The sequence below is a fragment of the Enterobacter sp. MG-EB028 genome (assembly GCF_056673305.1).
Map to the genome: position 1 here is coordinate 2564654 of NZ_CP195079.1, position 24344 is coordinate 2588997.

18 protein-coding genes are annotated in these 24344 nt (G+C 56.6%); 6 read left to right on the plus strand and 12 right to left on the minus strand.

All coding sequences use genetic code 11. The annotated features are described in order from the left end of the window. Positions 1-32: 32 nt before the first annotated feature. Complete coding sequence (gene yncE / locus ACR42C_RS12195) at positions 33-1094, minus strand: 7-bladed beta-propeller protein YncE (protein WP_163329574.1); 1062 nt, start codon at positions 1092-1094, stop codon at positions 33-35. A gap of 242 nt (positions 1095-1336) precedes the next feature. Here yncE and pqqU point away from each other — a divergent pair, with 242 nt between their 5' ends. After that, positions 1337-3451 (plus strand): TonB-dependent receptor PqqU, encoded by a 2115-nt coding sequence (gene pqqU / locus ACR42C_RS12200; protein WP_316379227.1) that lies wholly within the window; start codon positions 1337-1339, stop codon positions 3449-3451. Positions 3452-3570: 119 nt separating this feature from the next. Here the strand turns inward: pqqU and ACR42C_RS12205 are convergent, their stop codons facing one another. From ACR42C_RS12205 to ACR42C_RS12215, 3 genes are all read right to left on the minus strand, one after another. Then, a complete protein-coding gene (locus tag ACR42C_RS12205) occupies positions 3571-4239 on the minus strand; it encodes a GntR family transcriptional regulator (RefSeq protein ID WP_116339639.1) in 669 nt (222 codons plus the stop codon). 254 nt (positions 4240-4493) lie between these two features. Further along, on the minus strand, positions 4494-5534 hold the full coding sequence (locus tag ACR42C_RS12210; RefSeq protein WP_479984147.1) for an NADP-dependent oxidoreductase: 1041 nt from the start codon (positions 5532-5534) through the stop codon (positions 4494-4496). A 65-nt stretch (positions 5535-5599) separates the two neighbouring features. After that, a complete protein-coding gene (locus ACR42C_RS12215; protein WP_320720564.1) occupies positions 5600-6175 on the minus strand; it encodes a helix-turn-helix domain-containing protein in 576 nt (191 codons plus the stop codon). Between the two features lie 148 nt (positions 6176-6323). Between ACR42C_RS12215 and ACR42C_RS12220 the strand changes: the two genes are divergently transcribed. Beyond that, a complete protein-coding gene (locus ACR42C_RS12220; protein WP_163329577.1) occupies positions 6324-6842 on the plus strand; it encodes a GNAT family N-acetyltransferase in 519 nt (172 codons plus the stop codon). After that, the gene (locus ACR42C_RS12225) at positions 6839-7288 is read left to right on the plus strand and encodes a DMT family transporter (protein ID WP_166711329.1); all 450 of its coding nucleotides are present in this window, start codon (positions 6839-6841) and stop codon (positions 7286-7288) included. The genes ACR42C_RS12220 and ACR42C_RS12225 overlap by 4 nt, the downstream gene beginning before the upstream one ends. 3 nt (positions 7289-7291) lie before the next feature. Here ACR42C_RS12225 and ACR42C_RS12230 read toward each other — a convergent pair whose 3' ends face one another. Then, positions 7292-7525: a YdcY family protein gene (locus tag ACR42C_RS12230; protein WP_116339629.1), complete on the minus strand. Its 234-nt coding sequence runs from the start codon at positions 7523-7525 to the stop codon at positions 7292-7294. Positions 7526-7620: 95 nt separating this feature from the next. Continuing rightward, positions 7621-9219 (minus strand): ABC transporter substrate-binding protein, encoded by a 1599-nt coding sequence (locus ACR42C_RS12235; RefSeq protein ID WP_479984148.1) that lies wholly within the window; start codon positions 9217-9219, stop codon positions 7621-7623. Between the two features lie 283 nt (positions 9220-9502). Here ACR42C_RS12235 and ACR42C_RS12240 point away from each other — a divergent pair, with 283 nt between their 5' ends. From ACR42C_RS12240 to ACR42C_RS12250, 3 genes are read left to right on the plus strand one after another with little or no spacing between them, the layout of a single operon-like run. Beyond that, on the plus strand, positions 9503-10843 hold the full coding sequence (locus ACR42C_RS12240) for an SrfA family protein (protein WP_479984149.1): 1341 nt from the start codon (positions 9503-9505) through the stop codon (positions 10841-10843). Positions 10844-10847: 4 nt separating this feature from the next. Further along, on the plus strand, positions 10848-13829 hold the full coding sequence (locus tag ACR42C_RS12245) for a virulence factor SrfB (protein WP_479984150.1): 2982 nt from the start codon (positions 10848-10850) through the stop codon (positions 13827-13829). Then, on the plus strand, positions 13826-16000 hold the full coding sequence (locus ACR42C_RS12250) for a virulence factor SrfC family protein (protein WP_479984151.1): 2175 nt from the start codon (positions 13826-13828) through the stop codon (positions 15998-16000). Before ACR42C_RS12245 ends, ACR42C_RS12250 begins: the two co-directional genes overlap by 4 nt. Positions 16001-16071: 71 nt before the next feature. Here the strand turns inward: ACR42C_RS12250 and ACR42C_RS12255 are convergent, their stop codons facing one another. The 6 genes from ACR42C_RS12255 to ACR42C_RS12280 form a co-directional block, all read right to left on the minus strand. After that, positions 16072-16827, minus strand: coding sequence for an alpha/beta fold hydrolase (locus ACR42C_RS12255; protein ID WP_474482410.1), 756 nt, complete (start codon positions 16825-16827; stop codon positions 16072-16074). 86 nt (positions 16828-16913) lie between these two features. Beyond that, on the minus strand, positions 16914-17087 hold the full coding sequence (locus ACR42C_RS12260; RefSeq protein ID WP_013096478.1) for a GhoT/OrtT family toxin: 174 nt from the start codon (positions 17085-17087) through the stop codon (positions 16914-16916). 197 nt (positions 17088-17284) lie between these two features. Next, positions 17285-20971, minus strand: a complete 3687-nt coding sequence (locus ACR42C_RS12265; protein WP_479984152.1) for an autotransporter domain-containing protein — start codon at positions 20969-20971, stop codon at positions 17285-17287. 185 nt (positions 20972-21156) lie between these two features. Further along, a complete protein-coding gene (patD, locus tag ACR42C_RS12270) occupies positions 21157-22581 on the minus strand; it encodes an aminobutyraldehyde dehydrogenase (protein WP_192982077.1) in 1425 nt (474 codons plus the stop codon). A gap of 24 nt (positions 22582-22605) precedes the next feature. Further along, the gene (locus ACR42C_RS12275; RefSeq protein ID WP_166711343.1) at positions 22606-23412 is read right to left on the minus strand and encodes an ABC transporter permease; all 807 of its coding nucleotides are present in this window, start codon (positions 23410-23412) and stop codon (positions 22606-22608) included. Beyond that, positions 23402-24340 carry an ABC transporter permease gene (locus tag ACR42C_RS12280; RefSeq protein WP_438532429.1) on the minus strand — a complete coding sequence of 313 codons (939 nt, stop codon included), beginning with the start codon at positions 24338-24340 and terminating at the stop codon, positions 23402-23404. The genes ACR42C_RS12275 and ACR42C_RS12280 overlap by 11 nt, the downstream gene beginning before the upstream one ends. Between the last annotated feature and the right edge of the window lie 4 nt (positions 24341-24344).

The following is a 24344-nucleotide window of genomic DNA, read 5'->3' on the forward strand; positions in this document are numbered from 1 at the left end:
AAAGGGAAGGCATCTGCCTTCCCTTTTTTATATCACAGCGCGATACGCACCACGTCGTCAGGCTGGGTCGCTTCCTGCTGACGGGTAGATTTCTGCTTCACCGTCACGTAGAGCGTTTTGCCATCCGCCGATAGCGCCAGGCTGTTCGGGTAGACCGGCGTATCGAACGTTTTCGTTACTTTGTAGGTTTTCGCGTCAATCACGCTCACCTTACCGGCCTCACGATGCGTCACGTAGGCTTCATTGCGAGCCGGGTTAAACAGGACCGCCAGGGACTCCGGCGCGGCGATTTTCTCGATCACACTGCCGTCTTTCAGGCTCACCACCAGCACTTCCGGTTGTTTTGAATCGGTCAGGAACGCGCGCTGGCCGGCGGTGTCGAGGCTCAGGTTCAGGTAGAAGTGCTCTTTACCGTCGTCCTGCACTTTTTTACGGCTCAGGATTTTATTGGTGGCGGTATCAATGGTGACGAGTTCGCCGTCAGCATTGGTGGTATACAGGCGTTTCGCTTTAGCATCCAGCGCCAGACCGGTGCTGTATGTGCCGGTATTGGCAATGGTCTCTTTCAGCTTCAGCGTTGCGCCATCCACGACCCAAATCACGCTCTCTTTGCCGACACCGGTGATGTAAATCGTGTTGCTCGCATCATCTGCCACCAACTGGCGCGGCTGCAGCGGCTTGACGGTTTCACTGCGCTGACGGCTATCAAGCACCAAACGCCCTTTCACGTCGCCCGTTTTCGCATCAATGGCCGTCACCGCGCCGTTGATCGTGTTACCCAGCCACAGGGTTTGCGTCGCGCCGTCGAGGGTGGCGCCAAACGGTTTGAGATCGCTGTGAATGGCCTGCGTCACCTCCAGCGTGGCAGGATCGAGGCGGTAGATAACGCCACCCTTGTCGAGTTTACGGCTTTGCGACGTCGCAACCCACAGGGCGTTCTCCTGCTGGCTGACCGCCATTTCATAGGCACCTTTACCCACCGCTTTACGCAGCATCTCTTCGGCGGCATGCGCCTGGAAGGTTCCGGCAAACAGTAAAGCGGCAGACAGCAGAGACGTACTCAGGCGTGGCGAGCACAGATGGCGTAAAGACATAACAATTCCTTTTTTGAAAAGAGGGGTTTCCGCTGACATCACTTCCGGCAGGCAACGTCATGGCATCGCCTTTTGATAATGAGAATAGTAATCATTAATGAGCTGAATGTGGAGTTTTTCTTTTCCGTATTGCCTTTCATTAACGCAATGTGCGGTTATAGTTTTCAAAACATTTACAAAACCTTTAACATGTATGGACATGTTCCATTTGGTTCGTTTATACATCACAACCGGTTTTACTCATGAAAATCATATCTGCCCGTAAGGCATCTCTCCCGCTGCTGCTGGTTCCCGTTGTTTTTGCACCTCTGAGTGCAATGAGCGCCGAGGAACAGACCATGATCGTCAGCGCCGCGCCGCAAACCGTATCAGAGCTTGATACCCCGGCGGCGGTCAGCGTCGTGAATGGCGATGATATGCGCCACGCCGCGCCACGCATTAATCTCTCCGAATCGCTTGGCAGCGTTCCGGGACTACAGATTCAGAACCGTCAGAACTATGCTCAGGATCTCCAGCTTTCGATGCGCGGGTTTGGCGCCCGCTCAACGTTTGGCGTGCGTGGCATCCGCATGTATGTCGACGGTATTCCTGCCACCATGCCGGACGGACAGGGCCAGACCTCCAACATCGATCTCTCCAGCATTGACAGCGTTGAGGTGCTGCGCGGCCCCTTCTCTGCCCTGTACGGCAACGCCTCTGGCGGCGTGATTAACATCAACACCCAGACCGGACAGCAGCCGCCAACCATTGAAGCCAGCAGCTATTACGGCAGTTACGGGACATGGCGCTACGGCATGAAAGCCACCGGCGCGATGGGTGACGGCACCCACGCGGGGGATGTGGATTACACCGTATCCACCACCCGCTTCACCACCAAAGGCTACCGCGACCACAGCGGCGCGCGGAAGAATCTCGCTAACGCCAAACTGGGCGTACGCATTGACGACGCCAGCAAGCTGACGCTGGTTTTCAACAGCGTGGATATGAAGGCCAACGATCCGGGCGGGCTGAGCTATCAGGAGTGGCAGGATAACCCGCGTCAGTCCCCGCGCGGCGATCAGTACAACACGCGCAAGACCATCAAGCAGACCCAGGCGGGGCTGCGCTATGACCGACAGCTTAGTGCTCAGGACGATCTCAGCGTGATGATGTACGCCGGCGAGCGTGAAATGACGCAGTACCAGTCGATTCCCTACCAGCCGCAGCTGAGGCCTTCTCACTCCGGCGGCGTGATCGATATGCAGCGTCACTATCAGGGGGTTGATACCCGCTGGACGCACCGCGGCGAGCTGCTGGTGCCGGTCACCTTCACCACCGGTCTGAACTATGAAAACATGAGTGAAGACCGCCGTGGGTACGAGAACTTCGTGATGAACAACGGGGTGCCGGACTACGGCGTGAAAGGTGATAAACGCCGGAACGAACGTAACCTGATGTGGAACGTTGACCCTTACCTGCAGACCCGCTGGCAGCTGACGCAGAAACTCTCCGTCGATGCGGGCGTGCGTTACAGCTCGGTCTGGTTTGATTCCAACGACCATTACGTTACACCGGGCAACGGCGACGACAGCGGTGATGCGAGCTATCACAAGTGGCTCCCGGCGGGCGCCGTGAAGTATGCGGTGACGGACGCATGGAACCTCTACGCTGCCGCAGGACGTGGATTCGAAACGCCAACCATCAACGAGCTCTCCTATCGCGCCGATAACCAGGGCGGCCTGAACATTGGCCTGAAGCCGTCCACCAACAACACGTATGAGGTGGGCAGCAAAACCCGCATCGGCAATGGCCTGCTGACGGCAGCGCTGTTCCGCACCGATACGGATGACGAGATCGTGGTGGATGCCAGCGCTGGCGGCCGGACAAGCTATAAAAATGCCGGGAAAACCCGTCGTCAGGGAGTCGAAGTGTCTCTCGATCAGCAGTTTGCTGAAAACTGGAAGCTGAAAATGGCGTGGACCTATCTGGACGCCACCTACCGCACCAACGTCTGCGGCGACGCAGACTGTAACGGCAACCGCATGCCGGGCATTGCCCGCAATATGGGCTACGCGTCATTTGGCTGGCAGCCTGAAGAAGGCTGGTACGCGGGCTCGGACGTGCGCTACATGAGCGATATCATGGCCGACGACGAGAACACGGCGAAAGCGCCGTCGTACACGGTGGTCGGGCTGAATACCGGGTACAAATTCAACTATGGTAACTGGGGGATGGACGTCTTTGGCCGCGTAGATAACCTGTTCGACAAAGAGTACGTCGGCTCAGTTATTGTAAATGAATCCAACGGGCGGTATTACGAGCCCGCGCCGGGCCGCAACTACGGCGTAGGGCTGTCTGTCTCTTATCGATTCGAGTAAGAAATAAGTAAAGTTTATTTTATAAAGAAAATAACGCTCCTGATGGCAATATGCCATCAGGAGTTATTCACCATATAAATAATTGGATAGCGTATATAGTCGCTCTGTTAAATAATCTCTCAGTTAAAATATTGTCGCTGTAAAAGCGTATTCGCTTCATCAATCAACTTTTCTATTGCCTTCTGGCTGGCGTCGACATCCCGGCGTTCCAGGGCTGAAAGCAACTCGTCATAGTGATACGTCGCTTCTTTAATGTCATTAAGCTCCTGGTGCAGATAGTTAATGCACGGCCCGATGCGCACCCAAAGCTGTTCAATTAAGGCATTAAGCGTGGGCATTTCCGCGTACTGGTAAAGCGTAAAGCGGAAAACGCGATTCGCATGCAGTGCCTGCTGTACGTTTCCGTTGCGCATGGCCTCATGAAACGCTTCCGACAATTTGCGCAACGTCTCCAGCTTTTGTTCAGACATATTCTGGCAGGCTGCGGCAACCGCCATGGGCTCAAGCTGCTTGCGAATAGCGTTGATTTCGTTATAACGGTCCAGCGTGACCTCCGGCACCAGAAATGCCTGTGCTGGCGTGGCATGTAATGCCCCTGCTGACACCAGACGCAGCAGCGCCTCGCGTACTGGGGTAATGCTGGTTCCTAATTTATCGGCGATCTCTTTCGTAATCAGTCGTGCACCAGGTTTAAGGGAGCCCGTAATTAACGCTCCTTTCAAACTGAGTTCAACTTGCATGGTAAGACTGATCCTTTGGGCTTTTTCTAAGTGATCCAAATCAAGCATGTTCAATTCCTGTAGCTAAAACTTAATGCTATTTATAAACGTCAGTTTTAATAAAACGACGCTGGTCCGATATATCCTGTATCGTCATGCCTGGTGGTGGGAAGTACGTAAAACAGCCAAAAATGCAAAATGTATTTTTTTATCGGTTTCGGGCTCATCCGGGATGATGGCGCGAAAAGCCATGTCCGTTAATTAAAGACAATATATCGTATCTTCACAAATAAATATGGCGGGAAACCCCGCCATAATGCTGTTTATTTATTGTCACCCGCGACGTGAATCACGACTTTGCCGAAGTTTTTTCCTTCCAGCAGGCCAATCAACGCCTCAGGCGCGTTCTCCAGCCCCTCCGTCACCTGTTCACGATAGTGAATTTTGCCCTCCTGCACCCAGCGCCCCATCTCTTCCTGAAACTCATGAATGCGGTGACCGTAGTCCTGGGCGATGATAAAGCCCTGCATCCGAATGCGTTTCTTCAGAATGGTGCCCATCAGAAGCGGCAAACGGTCCGGCCCATCAGGCAGGCCCGTTGCATTGTAACCGCTCACCAGGCCACACACCGGCACGCGCGCGGAGGTATTCAGCAGCGGCAGCACGGCGTCAAACACTTTCCCACCGACGTTTTCAAAATAGACATCAATGCCTTTCGGGCAGGCGCGTTTCAGCTGCTCAGCGAAATCCGCCGCGTGGTGATCCAGACACTCGTCAAACCCGAGAACCTCTACGGCGTGGCGGCACTTTTCTGCCCCACCGGCTACGCCAACCACCCGGCAGCCTTTAATTTTGCCAATCTGCCCAACGGTCGCGCCCACAGGGCCCGTCGCCGCGGCCACCACCAGCGTTTCGCCCGCTTTAGGCTGCCCGATATCCAGCAATCCCATATAGGCGGTAAAGCCCGGCATCCCAAGAATGCCCAGCGCCCAGGAAGGATGTGACGGATTTTCGCCCAGCTTCACCAGGCCGCTGCCGTCTGACAGTTCATACTCCTGCCAGCCGCTGTAGCCCAGCACCCACTCCCCGGCTTTGAAGTCGGGATGATTTGACTGCTCAACGCGGCTAACCGTTCCCCCCACCATCACCGCACCAATCTCCACCGGCGGAGAATAGGATGGCGCATCGCTCATGCGCCCCCGCATGTAAGGATCCAACGACAGCCAGACGGTGCGAAGCACCAGCTGCCCCGCCTGAGGTGCAGGAACAGGCTGCTCTTCCAGACGAAAATTCTCCACCACCGGCGCACCCTGTGGACGAGAGGCCAGCACCCAGCGGCGATTTTGCGAAACAGATTGATTCATCAGGAACTCCTTCTGGTACAAATGTCATTACAGCCTGGCTCACGATCGGCATTATCGCCTTAACATTACGAGGCAGACTGGTTAAGCCGGACCACAAGATAGATACAGGTTTCATTGGTTTCATTGATGAAACGGCAGTCGTTTGGCGGCCCCAGCTCCAGACAGTCTCCGGCCTTCATCTCGTGGCGGGTATCGCCCTCCTGAAATACCAGCTCGCCGGACTGCAGCCAGATCAACTGACGCGCCAGCGCGTAGGACGACGCCGGCATCGGGACGTCGCTCCCCGCTGGCAGTTCAATCTGGACGAGGTCGATAGGCAGATCGGTACGCGGGGAAACGTGGCGACGAAGATAGTGCGTTTGGGGATCGCGCCAGAGGGGCTGGTTTGCCAGTCGCAGGAGTTTTCCCTCCTGCATCTCGGCTCTGGCAATCAACGTTGACATGCTGATCCCAAACGCGCCGGACAGGCGTGCCAGAAGGGTTGCCGTCGGGCTACTGTCTCCACGCTCTATTTTGTGGATCATGGCGCGAGAAACGCCTGCCCGCTCAGCCAGCTCGCTCAGAGACCATCCGCGAGACTCGCGTTCAAGGCGAATTCTGGCGCTAATGCGTTGATTCATTGTGTCTGTTATTGTGCTCATGACGTCATACTATAGTGTATGGACGGCATTTCAATGGGGTTCTAATAACAAAAAAACAGGCTTTATGACGTAGCGCTCTTAGGAAACAGTTGTGTAATATCGTATCTATAACGTAATACTATAGTGAACAACACACAGAGGGTTAATCATGATCGTTCGTCATGCCTGCAAGGAAGATTGCGCCGCGATAGGAGAGATCTACAACCACGCGGTACTGCATACTGCCGCAATCTGGAACGATAAAACCGTCGATACCGATAACCGAATCGCGTGGTTTGAGGCCCGCACGCTCGCGGGTTACCCGGTTCTGGTCAGTGAAGAAGACGGTGTTATCACCGGCTACGCCTCTTTTGGCGACTGGCGCGCCTTCGACGGCTTCCGTCATACGGTTGAGCACTCGGTCTACGTCCACCCGGCCCATCAGGGCAAAGGGATTGGCCGCACGCTGATGAAGGCGCTGATTAACGAGGCTCGCATCATCGGCAAACACGTGATGGTGGCCGGCATTGAGGCGCAAAATAAGGCCTCAATTCACCTCCACGAAACGCTCGGTTTTGTCACCACGGGGCAGATGCCTCAGGTGGGCACCAAGTTTGGCCGCTGGCTGGACTTAACCTTTATGCAGCTTCAGCTGGACGAGCGCAGCGATCCGGACGCTATCCCATGAATCAGTCACTGACGCTGGCGTTTCTGGTGGCGGCGGGGATCGGTCTGGTGGTGCAAAACACCTTAATGGTGCGTATCACCCAGTCCTCCTCCACCATTCTTATCGCGATGCTGCTGAACTCCCTGGTCGGCATTGTGCTGTTTGTCAGTATTCTGCTACTGAAGCAGGGCGTCGCCGGATTCAGCGAGCTGGCCGCAACGGTGCGCTGGTGGACGCTGATCCCGGGGCTGTTGGGGTCGTTTTTTGTATTTGCCAGCATTAGCGGCTACCAGAACGTGGGCGCGGCGACGACCATCGCCGTGCTGGTGGCAAGCCAGCTCATAGGCGGGCTGGTTCTGGACGTACTGAGGAGCCACGGCGTTCCGCTGCGCGCCCTGGTAGGCCCGGCGTGCGGCGCGGTGATGCTGGTCGTGGGGGCCTGGCTGGTGGCGCGACGCCAGTTTTGACTATTACAGTATGGTACCGCCTTTGGTCAGCTGTTCTTCACGCGCGTCCATCTCCTCCTTATGCTGCTTGCCGTGGTGTGAAATCGCGGTACGCAGACGCTGCTGCTGGGTATAGCGATCTTCACGGCTGAGATCGGCATCATCGCTCAGTTCAATCAGCAGTTCATTCATGTGGGTAATCACGCTCTCTTCAATGGCGGCATCCACACGGGCGGTAACTTCATTTAAATGTGACATTGTCACTCCTTGTTAATTGCCGGGTGGCGGCTACGCCTTATCCGGCCTAAAGGGGAACCGTAGGCCCGGTAAGCGCAGCGCCACCGGGCAACAAACTAGTTCAGTTTCGCTTTGGAGAAGTCGCTGCCCATCAGGCTCACGCTGTATCCGGTCACGTTGCTGCGGGTCGCGTAAAACGTTTTGCCGTTTGCCAGTGCGATCCACGGCGCCTGCTGGTAGAAGATCTCCTGCGCCTGGCCGTACAGTTTCGCACGCTCGGCCGGATCGCTGGTCAGCTTCGCTTTTTGCACCAGAGCATCATAACCCTTATCGCACCAGCGCGCGGCGTTTGATCCGGTTTTAATGCTGTTGCAGCCCAGCAGCACGTCGGCGAAGTTATCCGGGTCGCCGTTATCGGACATCCAGCCAAACAGCGCGGAGTCATGTTCGCCTTTACGCATTCCGGAGAGATATTCCCCCCACTCGTAAGAGACGATTTTGGCCTTCACGCCGACTTTCGCCCAGTCGCTCTGGATCATCTCCGCGATACGACGCGAGTTAGGGTTATACGGACGCTGAACCGGCATTGACCACAGCGTGACTTCCGCCCCCTTCTCCAGACCCGCCTGCTTCAGCAGCGCTTTCGCTTTTTCAGGATCGTAGCCGTAGTCCTTCAGGTCTTTATTAAAGCCCAGCATATTTGGCGGGATCGGCGATTTTGCCACCGTGCCAGATCCCATAAAGACCGCATTAACGATGGCCTTCTTGTCGGTCGCGTAGTTCAGCGCCTGGCGCACCAGCACGTTATCGAACGGCTTTTTCTCGGTGTTAAACGCCAGATAGCCGACGTTCAGCGCATCGACCGAGTGCAGCGTCAGGTCTTTGTTCTTTTTAATCACGTCAAACTGGACCGGAGACGGCGCAGGAATAATCTGGCATTCGTTGGTCTGCAATTTCGCCAGGCGGGTTTCCACGTTTGGCGTGATGGAGAAGATAAGATGTTTGGTCGGCACCTCGCCATCCCAGTAGTTCGGATTAGCGACGTAGCGGATCAGCGAGTCTACCTTGTACTGCTGCAGCACATACGGCCCGGTACCAATTGGCCAGGTGTCCACATTCTCCGGCGTGCCTTTTTTCAGCATCGCATCGGCGTATTCGGCGGAAAGAATCGAGGCGAAATCCATCCCCCAGTCGGCCAGAAATGCGGCGTTTGGTTCACTCAGGGTGAACTGGACGTGGTAATCATCAACCTTTTTAACGTCCTGAATCAGCTTATCGAGCCCAACGTCGTTAAAGTATTCGTAGTTGCCCTGCGAGACATTGTGGTACGGATGCTTAGGGTCTTTCTGACGCATCACCGAGAAAATAACGTCATCGGCGTTAAAGTCGCGGGTTGGCTTGAAGTATTTGTTGCTGTTGAACTTCACCCCTTTGCGCAGGGTAAACGTATAGGTCTTGCCGTCCGGTGAAATTGTCCAGGATTCCGCCAGAGACGGGACCGGGGTATTTTTCACCGGGTCGAAATTGATCAGGCGGTTGTACAGCACCTGAGAGCTGGCGACAAAAGACGGGCCGGAGCTGGCGATTTGCGGGTTGAACGACTCGGGGGAGGCTTCCGAGCAGTAGATGAGGGTGTCATTGCTTGCCGCCCATGCGGCACCGGCTGGTAAAAGAGCGCTCAGCGCAAGGGCGAGCAGTGTTTTCCCTGTAGACATGGTTATAACCCTGACAGTTTTATTATATAGGTCAGTAATAACAGCACAGCCGTTATGACCTGGCAAATAACGAAACACTATCAGGTTATTCTAAAGCCGCGTTTTTTGCTGATTTAACCGTCAGCGCCCAAAACCGTGATTTGCCTTAAGGGCCATTATTCGTCAAGCACAACCGTCATTTTCTATGCCGCAAGAAATCGGCGCTTTTAGCGTCTCTTCCTCCGTTTGGTTGCTTCCTCATTTCGTTAAAGTAACGGTGTGAAGAAGTATATGGGATCAAATCGTGGCAAAAACTCTTTTACGCAGCGGTAACCTGGATGACTTTCAGGCCGTTGGCGGCGGCGGACAGGCCGTTTTTGAATCAGCGTTACAAATCCGGGAAGCGCTCCGGTTGCGCAAACAGCAGGCCATTGTGGACTGTCTGGCTATTCCTCAGGTCAACGACAGCGGTGACCGCGTGGACTGGTACTCTCCTGTTGAAGGGAGCGTAACCAGCTGGAAAGCGGCCGATGAAGATGACCGCTATCGCGCCCTGCGCTATCTGGAAAATACGCTCGCCAGCGTGGAGTCGTTAAGTAAGAAATGCCTACAGTCGCCTAAAACCGCGCAGCAGCTTTTTGGTTCTCTGCTGTCGAAGGCGTTTCAGTTCCCGGGTGAAAACTTCCTCTTCCTGGTAGACGGAAAGCCGGTCATCAGCTTCTGGGGGTTTGTAAACCTGAACGAAAATGCGCGCGACGATGTCCTCGACTGCCTGCGCGAATCGCTGATCCCCGAGCCCGCGCCCGTTGTGATTGAAGATCCCGAGCCGGAGCCCGAGCCGCAACCCGTTATTACCTTTGAAAAAGCAGACGAGCCGCTGGTAGCACCTGTCGCCGCCGTGCGTATTACGCCGGAAGAACTGTATGAGCCGGAGCCCGCGCCGGTTGTTGCGCAACCTGCTCAGGAACCTGCGCCTGTTGCCGTCACGAAAAAGCGCCGCGTCCCCTTGTGGACGCTGCCGGTTGCCGCCGTGATTGTGGCAGCCGTTGCCGCGCCGCTGCTGTGGCCAAAACAGGGCCCTTCGGCAGAGCCCGTCCCTGCACCGGCTCCAGAGCCCGTGGCTATTGCACCACAGCCGATTAAAGCGGTGGAGCCGCTGGCCATGAATTTACCGCTGCATCAGGCTGAGGTCGTAGCAAGTAAAGAAAAAGAACCCGCTCCTGCGCCTGAAGCCGCGCCGGTGGTGATTGTTCCAATCCCGAAAGATGCCATGGTGATGGAAGCCCGTCAGGTGAAAGCCGGGTCAACGCGCTTCCTGAACGGTACCTGGCGAGCGGTTCTCGACGTGAAAGATCCGGTCACCGGCAAGCCGCCGTCCATGCGCTATCAAATCCAGAACAATAAAGGTTTCGCCCGCGTCGTACACGGCGACAACGTTGTCTGCCGTGCGGAGATCTTCTCCGGGCTGCACAGCAATGGAGAGCTGATGATTAAGAGTCGCGGCACCGCCCGCTGCACCGACGGTTCCCGCTACCCGATGCCGGAAGTCGCCTGTAAAGCCGGGGCCAGCGATATCGCAGAATGTCGCGCGCGTTATGATGCCAACACCGTCGTTCCACTGACGTTCAAGAAAGCAGGTGCCTGACCCTATGCTGGTAAATCTTTGCGACTATAAACAAAGCGTCACGCTTATTGCCAACAGCGGCGTGCAGTTCCTGGATTTCGGTCTGACGCCACAGGACACCGCCAGCAACGGACGCTTCGTACGTAAAACCGCGAACGGCCCCCTTTTGCGACTCGATTTCGACCTGGTGAACGGGCGCTATACCCTGCCGGGGACGAACGGCGGGCAGCCTGAAGTGGTTAAACCGGAAACGACGATCCCGCTGCATCAGTCCCTTGCCGTGCTTGACGGCGTCTGGCTTCCCGTTCCCTTCCTGCGCTTTAACCCGCCGCGGACCTTTGTGGAAGGACCGGATAACTGGGCGCGCGTTCAGGTGCGCAAGCTCGATAAGCCCGACACGGCAGGCAACACGCACCGCGTCACCCTCGCGCTCGACAGCCAGATCGCGGAACATGCCACCTCCGCCCTCTCCCCGGTTGAAAACGATATTCTGAACGGAACCCGCTTTGCGCTGGCCTGGCGGGATAATGAGGTTGAAAGCTTCCTCGACCAGACCTGGATTGACGGCTGGCTGCGCGAGGCGTTTACCCAGTATGCCGACGGCGTTGAAAACCGCTCTGAACGAGACCTGCATCAGGCAATGCGCAGTTTTGAATATCAGGCCCACTGGCTCAACCTGCTGACCATGCTCGGTGAACAGCTCACCGTGCCAGAAGTGAAATTTGTCACCCATACGCTCAGCACGCCTGCCATTCCGGTCGACCTGATCCTCGACGTGGGCAACACCCATACCTGCGGCGTGATTATTGAAGACCACGGTGATGCAAACGATGGGCTTCGGCAGACCGCCGAGCTGCAGGTTCGTTCGTTAAGCGAGCCGCAGTTCCTCAACGAGCCCCTGTTCACCAGCCGTCTTGAGTTCTCCGAAGCGCGCTTTGGCAAACAGCACTTCTCGGTGGAAAGCGGTCGCGAAGATGCGTTTGTCTGGCCGTCGATTGTTCGCGTGGGTGATGAAGCCCGCAAGCTGGCGATGCAGCGTCTGGGAACCGAAGGTAACAGCGGCATCTCCAGCCCGCGTCGCTACCTGTGGGATGAAACACCGGTCGTGCAGGACTGGCGCTTTAGCCAGATGAACGGCAAAACCCAGCGTGAACCGCTCGCCACGGCGTTTCCGCTGATGAACCTGATGAACGATGACGGTGAACCGCTGTTTACGCTACCGCAGGACGAACGGCTGCCGGTCTTTTCGCCGCAGTACAGCCGCAGCACGCTGATGACGCACATGCTGTGCGAGCTGCTGGCGCAGGCGCTGGGTCAGATCAACAGCGTCGCCACGCGCCTGCGGCTGGGCTTCCCGGCCTCGCCGCGCCAGCTGCGCACGCTGATACTGACCCTGCCCTCGGCTATGCCGAAGCAGGAGCGCGAGATTTTCCGTCGCCGCATGTTTGAAGCCATTGCCATCGTCTGGAAAGCGATGGGCTGGCACCCGCAGGATGAAGATTTTGCCACCCGCAAGCAGCAGGAAAAAAGCGTGGTGCCGGTCCCTGAGATCCAGATGGAGTGGGATGAAGCCAGCTGCGGTCAGCTGGTCTGGCTGTATAACGAAGCGATCTCCCGTTTTGGCGGCCAGACGGAAGCCTTTTTCGCCTCCCTCGCCCGCACGGATCGTGAACCCGAGCCGGGGGTGCAGCCGGGCCGCGCATTACGCGTCGCCTCTATCGACATCGGCGGGGGCACCACGGATATGGCGATCACCCACTACCAGCTTGATGACGGCTCCGGTAATAACGTCAAAATTACCCCGCAGCTGCTGTTCCGCGAAGGGTTTAAAGTGGCGGGCGACGATACCCTGCTGGACGTGATTCAGCGCTATGTCCTGCCCGCCCTGCAAACGCAGCTGCAGAAATCCGGCATTGCGGACGCCTCGCTGCTGATGGCGTCGCTGTTCGGCGACTCCGGACGTATTGATACCCAGGCGGTATTGCGCCAGCAAACGGCGCTTCAGCTCTTTATGCCAATTGGCCACGCCATTCTTTCTGCGTGGGAAGCCAGCGACGTTGACGATCCGCTGGCGGGCCTGCATGCCACCTTCGGCGATCTGTTGCCGCAGAAGCCGACCCGCAACGTGATGAATTATCTCCAGCAGGCGATCGATCATGCCCTGCCGGCGGGCTCAGAAGCCTTCGACCTGTTCGCTGTGCCGCTGCACGTGAATTTCCGCGAAATGCAGGATGCAATGCTGGCCGGTCAGTTTACGCTGACCTCGCCGCTCCACGCTGTGTGTGAAGCGATTTCCCATTACAGCTGCGATATTCTGCTGATCACCGGGCGTCCAGGCTGCCTGCCGGGCGTTCAGGCGCTGATTCGTCACCTGCAGCCGGTGCCGGTTAATCGCATCGTCTGGCTGGATAAATACCAGGTGCACGAGTGGTATCCGTTCAGCCAGCAGGGGCGCATAGGCAACCCGAAATCGACCGCCGCGGTGGGGGCCATGCTCTGCAGTCTGGCGCTCGATTTGCGTCTGCCGCGCTTCAACTTCAAAGCCGCTGACATTGGCGCGTATTCCACCGTTCGTTATCTCGGCGTGCTGGATAATACCGTCAATACCCTGCGCGAGGAAAACGTCTGGTATCAGGATATCGACCTGGATAAGCCGGGCGCGAAGCTCGACGCGTGTCTGCACTTCCCGCTGCGCGGCAACGTCACCCTCGGCTTCCGCCAGCTGGCAAACGCGCGCTGGCCCGCTACGCCGCTTTATACGCTCAGCATCAACTCGGCTGAGCTGGCAAAAGCGATTGCCGGCGACGGCGTGTTGAACGTGCGGCTTAAGCTCTGCGGCGGCAGCAAGCAGGAGGGCCCGGAGGCCTTCGAGCTGAGCGATGCCTGGCTACAGGACGGCACGCCGGTAGCGCCTGACGCGTTAACCTTCAAACTGAATACTCTGGCCGATCGCCGACACAGCGGCAGCCACTATTGGATCGACAGCGGGAGCGTATACCTGAAATGACAGCGACGACGACCACCACTCAGGCCTTAATTGGGTGGATTAACGAGACGCGCCTGAACGCCCCTGTGCTGGATAACGATGCTGACGCCCTGCTTGCTCGCATCAACGCGGCGCAGGCGCGGGAGCAGGCCATTGAACGCGCCCTGACCCGCCGTAGCAGCATTGGGCTTTACGGTCATTCTCAGAGCGCCAAAGCACACCTGCTGCTGTCGCTGTGCGGCAGCGGTAACGGGCGCCTGAACGTGACGCCGGGCCAGCGCACCTTTGACTATTTTTCGCATATCAATCCGGGTCATGCCCTGACCAACATGGCCGTGCGCTTCACCCGCGACATCCCGGAGGTAGCGGATGAGGCGTTTCCGCTACGTCTGAGCCTCGTCACCGAGGCCGAACTGGTACAGCTGTTTATTGCCCGCACGACGCTGCACCCGCAGATGCGCGCGGTGGATAAAGCGGTCATTGAGACGCGTCTGGAGAAATGGCGCGGCCTGCGCCAGCCGCAGGGCGTGCCCGGCATCACCGCTCAGGAAGTGGGTGCGATTGCCCGCTTCTGGCAAAGCACCGTACCCGCCGCAAAACAGCAAATTGACGATGCCCTGTGGCATGAATTTGCCCAACTGGTGCCATCGCTCGATCTCAGCACCCGCGCCAGCGTCTGGTCGCTGCTGTGGGGCGAGCAACAGGAGTTAACCCAGCAGTGGCTGAAGCTTGCCCACGTGCTGCATCAGACCAGCCATGCCAGCGAGCTGGCTGCGCCGCTGAGCCTGCTGGTGGACAGCTTTGGTCTGCCCGGCGAAGGCTTCCTGACGCACGGCACCTTAACCCAGCAGGAGTCTCAGGAGACGCTGCTGCATCCGCTGAACAACGGTGAAATGCTCAACGCCATCAGCATCCCGGTCGACGTGCTTGCTTTCCTGACCCGCGAGCTGGCCTTGCCGGTTGAGAACGGTGCGCTGGATAATGTTGATATCATTGATATTCCGGTCTTTGAAGACCACAGTGCCGATCCTTTAGTACAGGCTAAATGCCAGTGGTTGCTTGAACATTACCGCCAGCAGCTCCAGCCGGATGTGTTGGTGATCTGCAATGCGACGGCGCAGCACGAGCAGACTGCCCAAAAAGCAAAAGTGTTAACTAACTGGGTAAAAGAGACCCAGCCTGCCGAGGAGTCTGCCCTGCCGGGTCTGGTGTGGGCGATCACCCCGCATGACGCTCGCTTCACCACCCGACAGAATCTCGATGAAGCCGTACAGCATCTGCTTGGCAAGCCTGGCCTGCGCTGGGGAACACTGCAGGCGCTGGACAGCCACAGCATGCAGCGCGTCATTGAGTGGTTGTCTCAGGCTACGCTACCCGCACAGCGGCAGAAGCGTCTCGGCACGCTGAAAAACCTGCTGCGGCAGGAGATCGCGTCGCTGATGCAAAGCTACCTGACGCCGCTGGTTGAGGAACCGGGTACGCGACGCGCTCAGGCCGAAAACATGGTGCGCACGCTGCAAAGCAGCGCTGCCCGTCACGGCGAGCTGCTTGAGGGCCTGCTCCCGCCGCTGAAAGCCTTTGAAACGCTGCTCGCCGTTCAGCAGCCGCGCGAAGAGCAGGTGAACGGACTGTTTACGGACACCATCGATCTGTTCGCCGATAACGCCCAGGAAAGCGCAGGACGGTTCCAGACAAAAGACAACGCACGTCTGGCGCACAAAGTATGGATAAATCATCTGCGCCAGTGGAGCCGCAATGAAGCTACGGCCGCCCGTCTTGGGCTGGAGCCTGCGGTACTGCAGCAAATCGCGGATGTGCTGGTGGTAACCAGCTATCGGCTTAATCTGCCGCAACAGCTTCAGCGAATTGTCGAAGCGGATAAAAGCAGCGCGGCGCAGCTGCACGCCGTGATGGGGAATTTCGTTGGCTGGCTGGGTTACGACCAGTCACCTGCAGCAGAGCGCCCCGCAAGCCGCATCCGCAAAGGTCAGGCAATCTTTGTTACGCCCGTCGTCAGCAGTGACGCACCGCGCCTGACGCGCCTGGGGGAACAGCCGGTCCATGCGGCCACCGCGTACGTTTACGACTGGCTGGTCGCACTCTATAGCCGGGCAATAGAGAATATTGATTATCAGCATCCGCATGATGTTCAGCCTGACGCACGTCGGGCACTACGGACTTTAATCATGTAGCCGCCTTTTTTGCCGGGTGGCGCTGCGCTTACCCGGCCAACATTCCGCAACGATAATAAACTGCACAATAATCACGCCGCCATACACTCGGCTAACGTCTGCGCCAGTGCGGACGGGTTTTCCCACGACATGGAATGCCCCGCCGCAGGGATAATTTTTACCTCAACGCCCTTCTGCTTCAGATTGTCTACATCATCATCCGGCAGTGAGAGCTCACCGAAAATCAACGTTACCGGGCAAGGCAGCGACAAAAATTGGGTTTCCCAGTCCGGCTCAACGCCCGCCACCAGGCTCGATGCGCCCCGCCAGACGGCATATGACGCGTTACTCTTCAGGCACCCTGCCCACGCGGTGGTTTCTGCGCCGAGCATGGTGTTATAGCCCTGCTCCAGAAACTGTTGTTCAGTTTGCGCTGCAATAGATCGGCTGAACATGCCCCCGCCCGCATGAAAATTGGGCTCTGACACCATCAATCCCTTTATGCGTGCTGCCAGCAGCCCCGCCGTTTCGATAGCAATACTGCCGCCCATGCTGTGGCCATATAGCCAAAAGGCATCCAGCTGAAGATGGTCAATCAGTTCCGCCACAACGCGTGCCTGGTCGGTGGTTTTATAGCTGTAATGGTCAGGTTTATCGCTGTAACCGCTGCCGGGCAAATCGATGAGAATCGCTCTGCGCGCGCCAAACAGCGGGTCACAAACGACGCGGGGATATTCATAGGAAGAGGCGCAGCCCAATCCGTGGATGAAGACTACGGGATCGCCAGAGCCGGGCAAATCATGCCAGCGCACGATGCAACCCGCATGCTGCGAGTAAAAACTGTTCATAAGCACTCCTTTTACGATGCACTGTTTATTTATACAGTCATCATAACTGGAATGCCATATTCATCGTTTAAAAATGGAAGGATGCTTCAGAAAAGCGAGACCAGCAGCGCAACGGGGAAACTCATCGGCCAGGTCGACCCTACCAGAAACGCGCTAAGCAGGCGAATGCGCTTGCGATCTTTAGAAAGGAACCAGGTAATTAATGCGCAGATGGAAGCCATGATTGCGTAAAAAACCAACATCTTTTGATACAACGTCATTCTGTATACCAGAGCCGAAAAAATAACCGCACGCAATATGCGTCATATGTTGACACAGATCAAGTTTTTTCGTTACAGAATAACCACTTAAATATTATGGCTAATAACAATTGAGTATATTTCGCTACAACTTATGAAAATGCCCATGAGGATCGTTCATGGGCATGCGTAAAATAATGAGAGCGGCAGCCGTCAGGTTACCAGGTCCCTCTCACGCCTATCGAGGCTCCCAGACTGTACTCTGTATTATCAAAGCGCGGCGTCCAGTTCGCAGAAGTATAGACAGCAAGCGTTTTGTTGAGATCGAGGCTGCCCCCGACCTTCACATCAGCAAAGCCGCCACGCGTCCGGGTGGTAATCGTTTCGGTTTTCTCCGTCATCACAAACTCCGTCTTCGATTTACCCATAAATTCTTGGCCGGCACCGGCATCCAGCCAGACAGAATATTTGAGATTGTTCACCAATCCGATATTGCTGACCCGAATCCCTGCGGAACCCTGCAGTGACTGGAAATTATTGAAACGGATCTCGGTCAGGCCATCATTGGCATCATTCAGGTTTTCATACTGATAGGTTACTCTCGCATGCGGCTCTACTTTTATGCTCCCTGTCTCGTACACCGGGAATCCACCTTCAAGAGATGTCGCAAGAGCGAACCCTTCTGTATCGTAACGGGTATTGTCTTCGGCCTGGTTACGTGCTTTTAACCATGAACCCTGGAATACCATATCCGTCCAGGCATCATTATGATGAACATGGGTAAAATAGGAGCCGAGGGTGTAAGCATCCAGGCGGCTTAGCCCCGCCTCGCTATCGTCATAATCCGTCACGTGACTTCTGCTGTTGCCGATCGTGGCATACAGACCGGCGTAATTGCGGTTACCCGTATCATCAACATTGCGCCAGATATCATTCCCGAACTGAATGGCGTTAATGTGTTGATCATACTTTGCCCCGGCATCGCCGTAGATACCCTTCCCATCACCTTTATGCGTAATGTTATCGTTGATATAACGTCCCCAGGCCCGTGATTCTCTGGCACACCACAGCGTAAGATCCTCCTCACAGGGCATAGATGCTGTCGGTGTTACATCACTGTTGTTCAGACCATAAAAACCGGTACGTTCATAAAAGTTACTCATCATCGCCATATTAGTCCCTGCGACAATCAGCGGCGTGGCTGCCGCCACCGAGACACCCGGACGCCATACCGGCGTACCGGGATTTGGCGAACCAGGGTTTTGCGAATCCGGGTTTGGCGAACCGGGTTGATCAGAGGTGAGATACCAGTTATCAGCCGCACTGCCATCACTGGCGCCACGCAGCAGGGAGTAGCGATATGCCCCGCCATAAACAGGGCTGCTCAGCCGGAAAGCATCGGCAGCAGTCGTTCCGTTATTGGTGGTCTCCACCAGCAGAATACCGTTCCCTTGCGTTGGTGCCCCCGTATTGCTGACATTATTAACCGCCAGGTTAGTACTCCCGGTTGCAGCGCCACCGTTTACAATAATGCGATCCGCTGTTCCGTTGCTGAGATCGGCATTCAGGCCGACCGTCCCGTTCTGCCCATTGAGATTTTTTACCGTGAGGGTGTTAGGCGTGAAAGTGCCACCTGTCGCGCCCGGGAAATTAATATTTCCGGCAAGCGTCAGCGTATCCAGAACGTTCTGTCCCGCGGTACCGGTGACATTCCAGGTCGAGCCGCTTTCAATATTCATATCCAGTGGATCAACCCAACCCGTGAGGGTGGCATTGTTCTTCAGGTTCAGTATCGAGCCACTCTGGCCTGTCACATTGGTCGTTGCCGTGTTGCCCGAAAATGTCAGCGTCCCGGCATCAATATAGGTTCCGCCCGTCAGGCTGTATAAGCCGGAAAGTATCAGCTCCCCGCTTCCCTGTTTTCTCAACGTTCCTGAACCGCCGATCGCGCCATCTAGCGTGAGAGCATCACTACGGTTCACCACCAGCGCACTGTTATTCGTCACATCACCTTTGATGCTCCCTTGCGTTCCACCATCACCCAGTTGCACTGTCCCATGGTTAATCAGGGTTCCCCCCGTCCAGGTGTTATCACCCGTCAGGATGGTAGTGCCTGCGCCTTCATTGCGGAATTGCCCCGTGCCAGTAATGACATTGTTTAGCTGCTGGACAGCGTTATTATTCAGCGTGAGCGTACCGTTATTGATGATATTACCGGCAATCGTTCCCGGGTTATCACCATTGCCAAGTTGCAACGTACCTTCGCTGATCGCTGTACCACCGGTATAGGAATGTGTACCCGTCAGGGTGAGTATTCCGCTGCCGGTCTTTGTTAAACCGCCATCGCCCGTCAGGACAGATGAAATAAGGATTGCATTGCCGCTGGTATCAATGGTGCCACCACCGCCACTCAGGGTTATGCCATCGGTCGCGGTAAGTGCCGCCGCGCCAGCATAGCGCAGGGTACCGTTATCCAGCGTCAGGTTGCTGAGCCTGGAATCCTCCGTGACGTTCCAGGAAGAGCCACTGCCGAGCGTCAGATTTGTCGTGCCGCCTTCTGCCGTCTGCACTCGCCCGGTTAACTGTGAATTATTGTCCGCCACCACGCGGGTTGTGCCCGTGCCAGCGGCGTTAATCACTGCCCCATTATCAGCGCTGAGACGGGTGTTTATCAGCGTAATGGTCGCATCCCCGGCGGTAACCAGCACACCATCTTTATTGCTGCTCAGGACTGAATCGACAAAGGAAAAGCGGTTTTCTCCAGCGGCAGCGCTGTTATCAGCGCGAATAACGGCGGCGGCATCTGTACCCTCCACCGCGAGCTGGCTTTGATTCAGTGACAGATTTCCAAGCCCCGCCCCCCAGACACCCCATGCAGTATCTGCCGTGAGTGTGCCGATTGAGGCCCCTGAAAGGGTAACCGTCCCGTTTCTGTCGGCCCTGACGAGATAGCCGGAAGCGGCCTGCGCATTCAGGTCTGCATTCCCGATGATGTTAATTGTCCCGGATTGGGTTGCCCAGAGACCGTTTGCCGCCCCACCGTCAGAGCGGATCTGTAAATTCATATCGTTTAATTGTACCCGGGCAGCATCCTCGCCCGACAGACTGGCACCGGCTACCACGCCAAAAAAGTTTCCGCTTCCGTCGTAATTTAAATTCGTCGTTCCGCTGCCCGTAATGCTGCTGCTGAATTGCGAGACAATACCGAAGGAGGTGCCCGATGCCGGGTTTTCACCCGTACCCGCATTCAGTTCAGCATTTTCCATCGTTATATGGGCGCCAGCGTTAGCCGATAACAGGGCACCACTGTTAGCCCCGGCATTAGTGACCCGGTAATCCCCCGTTAATTCCACATCGCTATGCCAGTTAGCACTAATACCCGGGCTATCTATTCCCCCAAGAACCATATCGCTTGTATTTATGGACAAATCTCTGGCCTTAAACTGCGGGCGAGGGTCATTCGCGTCTGTCGATCCATTTAGCAGGATCCCAAGAGCTTTACCGGAAGCGCTGATGGTGGTTCCGGTTCCAAGATTTACGTCCGAGCCACTGTTTATAATAATCACATTATTATTTAATCCATCAGCCGTACCGGTGCCAGTCACGGTAATGGCGACTCCACCATCCGGTACCGAAACGCCCCCTCCATTTTCGGCGCGAATCGCGGACGCATCGCTGTCCGTCACGGTGATGGTGTCTCCGCTCAGGAACACTCTTGGTATATCCGGATCGTCGCTGATAACGGTATCCGTATAGTCCTCTGCCCGAACGTGGCTTGTCAGAGAAGCGGAAATAAGTAATGCAAGCAAACTCACTTTTATATGTAAACGAGGATTATATGTATTAGGTGCAGCAGAATGCGGGAACGTCTGAACAGGCGTTGCAGGACATATTAATGTATCCATGGTTTCACCGATAAGAGATATGATTCAATCTAATTTTTACCGAAGATTTCTGGATTTCAAGGAGAGTAAAATTATATTTTTAAATATACCTATAAAGCCCAGGGAAATTAACCTCCGTATTATTGACTGGTTTTCAAACGTGGCCGGAATAAATATAACGATTAACCCAGCCACGCCGTTATAAATTAATGTTTGATCATGACATGCCGCACGACCGTATAATCCTCAAGCCCGTACACCGACATATCTTTGCCGTAGCCGGATAACTTCATGCCGCCGTGCGGCATTTCGCTCACCAGCATAAAGTGGGTATTCACCCAGGTGCAGCCGTACTGCAGGCGCGCGCTCAGGCGATGGGCGCGGCCCACGTCTTTGGTCCAGACCGATGACGCAAGGCCGTACTGCGAATCGTTCGCCCAGGCCAGCACCTGCGCCTCGTCGTCAAATTCAGTAACGCTCACTACCGGGCCAAACACCTCTCGCTGAACAATGGCGTCGTCCTGCTTTGCCCCCGCCAGCAGGGTTGGCTGGAAGTAGTAGCCCGCCCCCTCTTTTTTGCTCCCGCCCGTGACGACGCGAATATGGCCGAGCGCTTTCGCCTCATCGACGGCCTGACAGACGCGTGAAAGATGGGCAGCCGAGCTGAGCGGTCCCAGTTCGGTAGAGGCATCGTCCGGGACACCCATTTTAAGGCTGGCAACCGCTGCGCCCAGCTTTTCCACCAGTTGGGCATAGATGCCCTTCTGAGCATAAATACGACAGGCCGCCGTACAGTCCTGCCCGGCATTGTAGAAACCAAACGTCCGCACCCCTTCGACAACCGCATCCAGGTCGGCATCATCAAACACGATAACCGGCGCTTTACCACCCAGCTCCATATGGGTGCGTTTAATGGAGGACGCGGTATGGCCGATGATATGTTCCCCGGTAGCAATTGACCCGGTCAGTGAGACCATACGAACTTTCTCATGGCCGGTAAGCGGGTCGCCCACCGTTTTACCGCGACCAAACAGGACGTTCAGAACGCCTGCCGGGAAGATATCTTTTGCCATCTCTCCCAGCTTCAGCGCAGTCAGCGGTGTGATTTCTGAGGGCTTAATCACCACGCAGTTCCCTGCCGCCAGCGCGGGGGCCAGCTTCCAGGCCGCCATCATCAGCGGGTAGTTCCAGGGGGCAATAGAGGCAACCACGCCCACCGGATCGCGGCGGATCATAGACGTGTGCCCGTCAAGATACTCTCCGGCTGCCAGCCCGTTCAGACAGCGGGCGGCCCCGGCAAAGAAACGGAAAACGTCGACCACTGCCGGAATTTCATCGCCCAGCACGCAGTGCAGCGGCTTGCCGCAGTTGAGGGATTCGAGCCGTGCAAAGTCCTCCCCATGCGCTTCAATCGCATCCGCCAGCTTCAGCAGGCACTCGGCGCGGGTTTTCGGCGTGGTTTGCCCCCATGCCGCAAATGCACGGTCGGCCGCCTGAACCGCCGCGTCGACCTGCGCCGCAGACGCTTCAGCAATCTCCAGCAGCACCTCTCCGGTAGCCGGGTTATACACCGGCTGTTTTTCTCCCTCTCCGGTTACCAGCTTTCCCTCTATCAGCAGTTGTGTTTGCATAGCATTGTCCTGTTGAAATCACTGTTATTTCCCGCTGCCGGCGATGTTCTCGCCGTCGCGGGTTAGCCACCAGGCTCCCAGAATGGGGATAGTTGTCACCAGCATCACCAGCAGTGCTACGACGTTGGTGACTGGCACGTCGCGCGGACGCCCAAGCTGATTGAGCAACCACAGCGGTAACGTGCGCTCGTGTCCCGCCGTAAACGTTGTGACGATTATCTCGTCAAACGACAGGGCAAACGCCAGCATTCCCCCGGCCAGCAGCGCGGAACCCAGATTGGGCAGCACCACATAGCGGAAGGTTTGCCATCCGTCGGCCCCGAGATCCATCGACGCTTCCACCAGGCTCCAGGAGGTGCGTCTGAACCGGGCAATCACGTTGTTAAACACCACCACCACGCAGAAGGTGGCGTGCCCAACCACGATGGTAAAGAATCCCGGCTCCAGGTTGATTGTTTTGAAGGCCGTCAGCAGCGCCAGGCCGGTGATGATCCCCGGTAACGCAATCGGCAGCAGCAGCAACAGCGAGATCGCGTTCTTACCAAAAAACTCGCTTCGCCACAGCGCCGCTGCAGCAAGCGTGCCAAGCACGAGGGCTATCGCGGTGGATAGCGCTGCAATCTGAAGTGACAACGTCACGGATTCAATAATATCGCCGCGACCCGCCGCCGCGCTAAACCACTTCAGCGTCAGCCCCTGCGGCGGAAAGCTGAAGGCCGCGTCTTCGGTATTAAAGGCATAGGTCGCGATAATCAGCAGCGGGAAGTGCAGGAAGATAACCCCTCCCCAGGCGGCCACTTTCAGGAACAGCGGTGCGCGTTCAGAGTGCATCGAATGCTCCCAGACGCTTCACGAACGCCAGATAGAGTGAAATCAGCACGATGGGCACCAGCGTGAACGCGGCGGCCATGGGCATATTGCCAATGGCACCCTGCTGCGAGTAGACCATGTTACCGATGAAATAGCCCGGCGGGCCTACCAGCTGCGGAACGATGAAATCCCCCAGCGTCAGGGAAAAAGTGAATATTGAACCTGCCGCAATACCCGGGATCGCCAGCGGCAGAACGACGTAGCGAAAGGTCTGGCGCGGGCGCGCGCCGAGGTCGGCTGAGGCCTGCAGCAGCGAGGCAGGCAGACGTTCCAGCGCCGCCTGAACCGGCAGGATCATAAACGGCAGCCAGATATAGACGAAGACCAGAAACCGTCCCAGCCCGGAGGTGGACAAGGTGTTGCCGCCAATCGCGGGTAGCGTAAGGATCGAGGTCAGGATCGGCTCCAGCCCCATATGATTAAGAAACCACTGCGCCACCCCGTCCTTCGCCAGCAGCAGCGTCCAGGCGTAGGCTTTGACGATGTAGCTTGCCCACATCGGCAGCATCACGGCGATATAGAAGAATGCTTTCCACCTGCCGCGGGTGTATCGCGCCATGTACCAGGCCATCGGGAATGCCAGGATGGCGCTGGCAATCGTCACCGCAATCGCCATCGTCAACGTGCGCAGGATAATGTCGTAGTTTGCCGGGTTGAAGAGCGCCTGAATGTTCGCCAGGGTCAGATCCGGCGTGACGGCCATGGTGAAATCGTCAAAGGTGTAAAACCCCTGCCACAGCAGGGTAAGAAGCGATCCCAGATAGACGATGCCAAACCACATTAGCGGCGCGAGCAGGAGCAGGAACAGGCCGAGCGACGGTTTACGCCAGAACAGAGCCGTCACGCGGCTTACGCGGCTGCAGGAGGCGGGAGGATGCGCAACGCTCATAGCC

Bases quoted from the DNA above. Each gene is read 5' to 3' on its own strand.
- yncE (WP_163329574.1), bottom strand. From the start codon at position 1,094: ATGTCTTTACGCCATCTGTGCTCGCCACGCCTGAGTACGTCTCTGCTG.
- pqqU (WP_316379227.1), top strand. From the start codon at position 1,337: ATGAAAATCATATCTGCCCGTAAGGCATCTCTCCCGCTGCTGCTGGTT.
- ACR42C_RS12205 (WP_116339639.1), bottom strand. From the start codon at position 4,239: ATGCTTGATTTGGATCACTTAGAAAAAGCCCAAAGGATCAGTCTTACC.
- ACR42C_RS12210 (WP_479984147.1), bottom strand. From the start codon at position 5,534: ATGAATCAATCTGTTTCGCAAAATCGCCGCTGGGTGCTGGCCTCTCGT.
- ACR42C_RS12215 (WP_320720564.1), bottom strand. From the start codon at position 6,175: ATGAGCACAATAACAGACACAATGAATCAACGCATTAGCGCCAGAATT.
- ACR42C_RS12220 (WP_163329577.1), top strand. From the start codon at position 6,324: ATGATCGTTCGTCATGCCTGCAAGGAAGATTGCGCCGCGATAGGAGAG.
- ACR42C_RS12225 (WP_166711329.1), top strand. From the start codon at position 6,839: ATGAATCAGTCACTGACGCTGGCGTTTCTGGTGGCGGCGGGGATCGGT.
- ACR42C_RS12230 (WP_116339629.1), bottom strand. From the start codon at position 7,525: ATGTCACATTTAAATGAAGTTACCGCCCGTGTGGATGCCGCCATTGAA.
- ACR42C_RS12235 (WP_479984148.1), bottom strand. From the start codon at position 9,219: ATGTCTACAGGGAAAACACTGCTCGCCCTTGCGCTGAGCGCTCTTTTA.
- ACR42C_RS12245 (WP_479984150.1), top strand. From the start codon at position 10,848: ATGCTGGTAAATCTTTGCGACTATAAACAAAGCGTCACGCTTATTGCC.
- ACR42C_RS12250 (WP_479984151.1), top strand. From the start codon at position 13,826: ATGACAGCGACGACGACCACCACTCAGGCCTTAATTGGGTGGATTAAC.
- ACR42C_RS12255 (WP_474482410.1), bottom strand. From the start codon at position 16,827: ATGAACAGTTTTTACTCGCAGCATGCGGGTTGCATCGTGCGCTGGCAT.
- ACR42C_RS12260 (WP_013096478.1), bottom strand. From the start codon at position 17,087: ATGACGTTGTATCAAAAGATGTTGGTTTTTTACGCAATCATGGCTTCC.
- ACR42C_RS12265 (WP_479984152.1), bottom strand. From the start codon at position 20,971: ATGGATACATTAATATGTCCTGCAACGCCTGTTCAGACGTTCCCGCAT.
- patD (WP_192982077.1), bottom strand. From the start codon at position 22,581: ATGCAAACACAACTGCTGATAGAGGGAAAGCTGGTAACCGGAGAGGGA.
- ACR42C_RS12275 (WP_166711343.1), bottom strand. From the start codon at position 23,412: ATGCACTCTGAACGCGCACCGCTGTTCCTGAAAGTGGCCGCCTGGGGA.
- ACR42C_RS12280 (WP_438532429.1), bottom strand. From the start codon at position 24,340: ATGAGCGTTGCGCATCCTCCCGCCTCCTGCAGCCGCGTAAGCCGCGTG.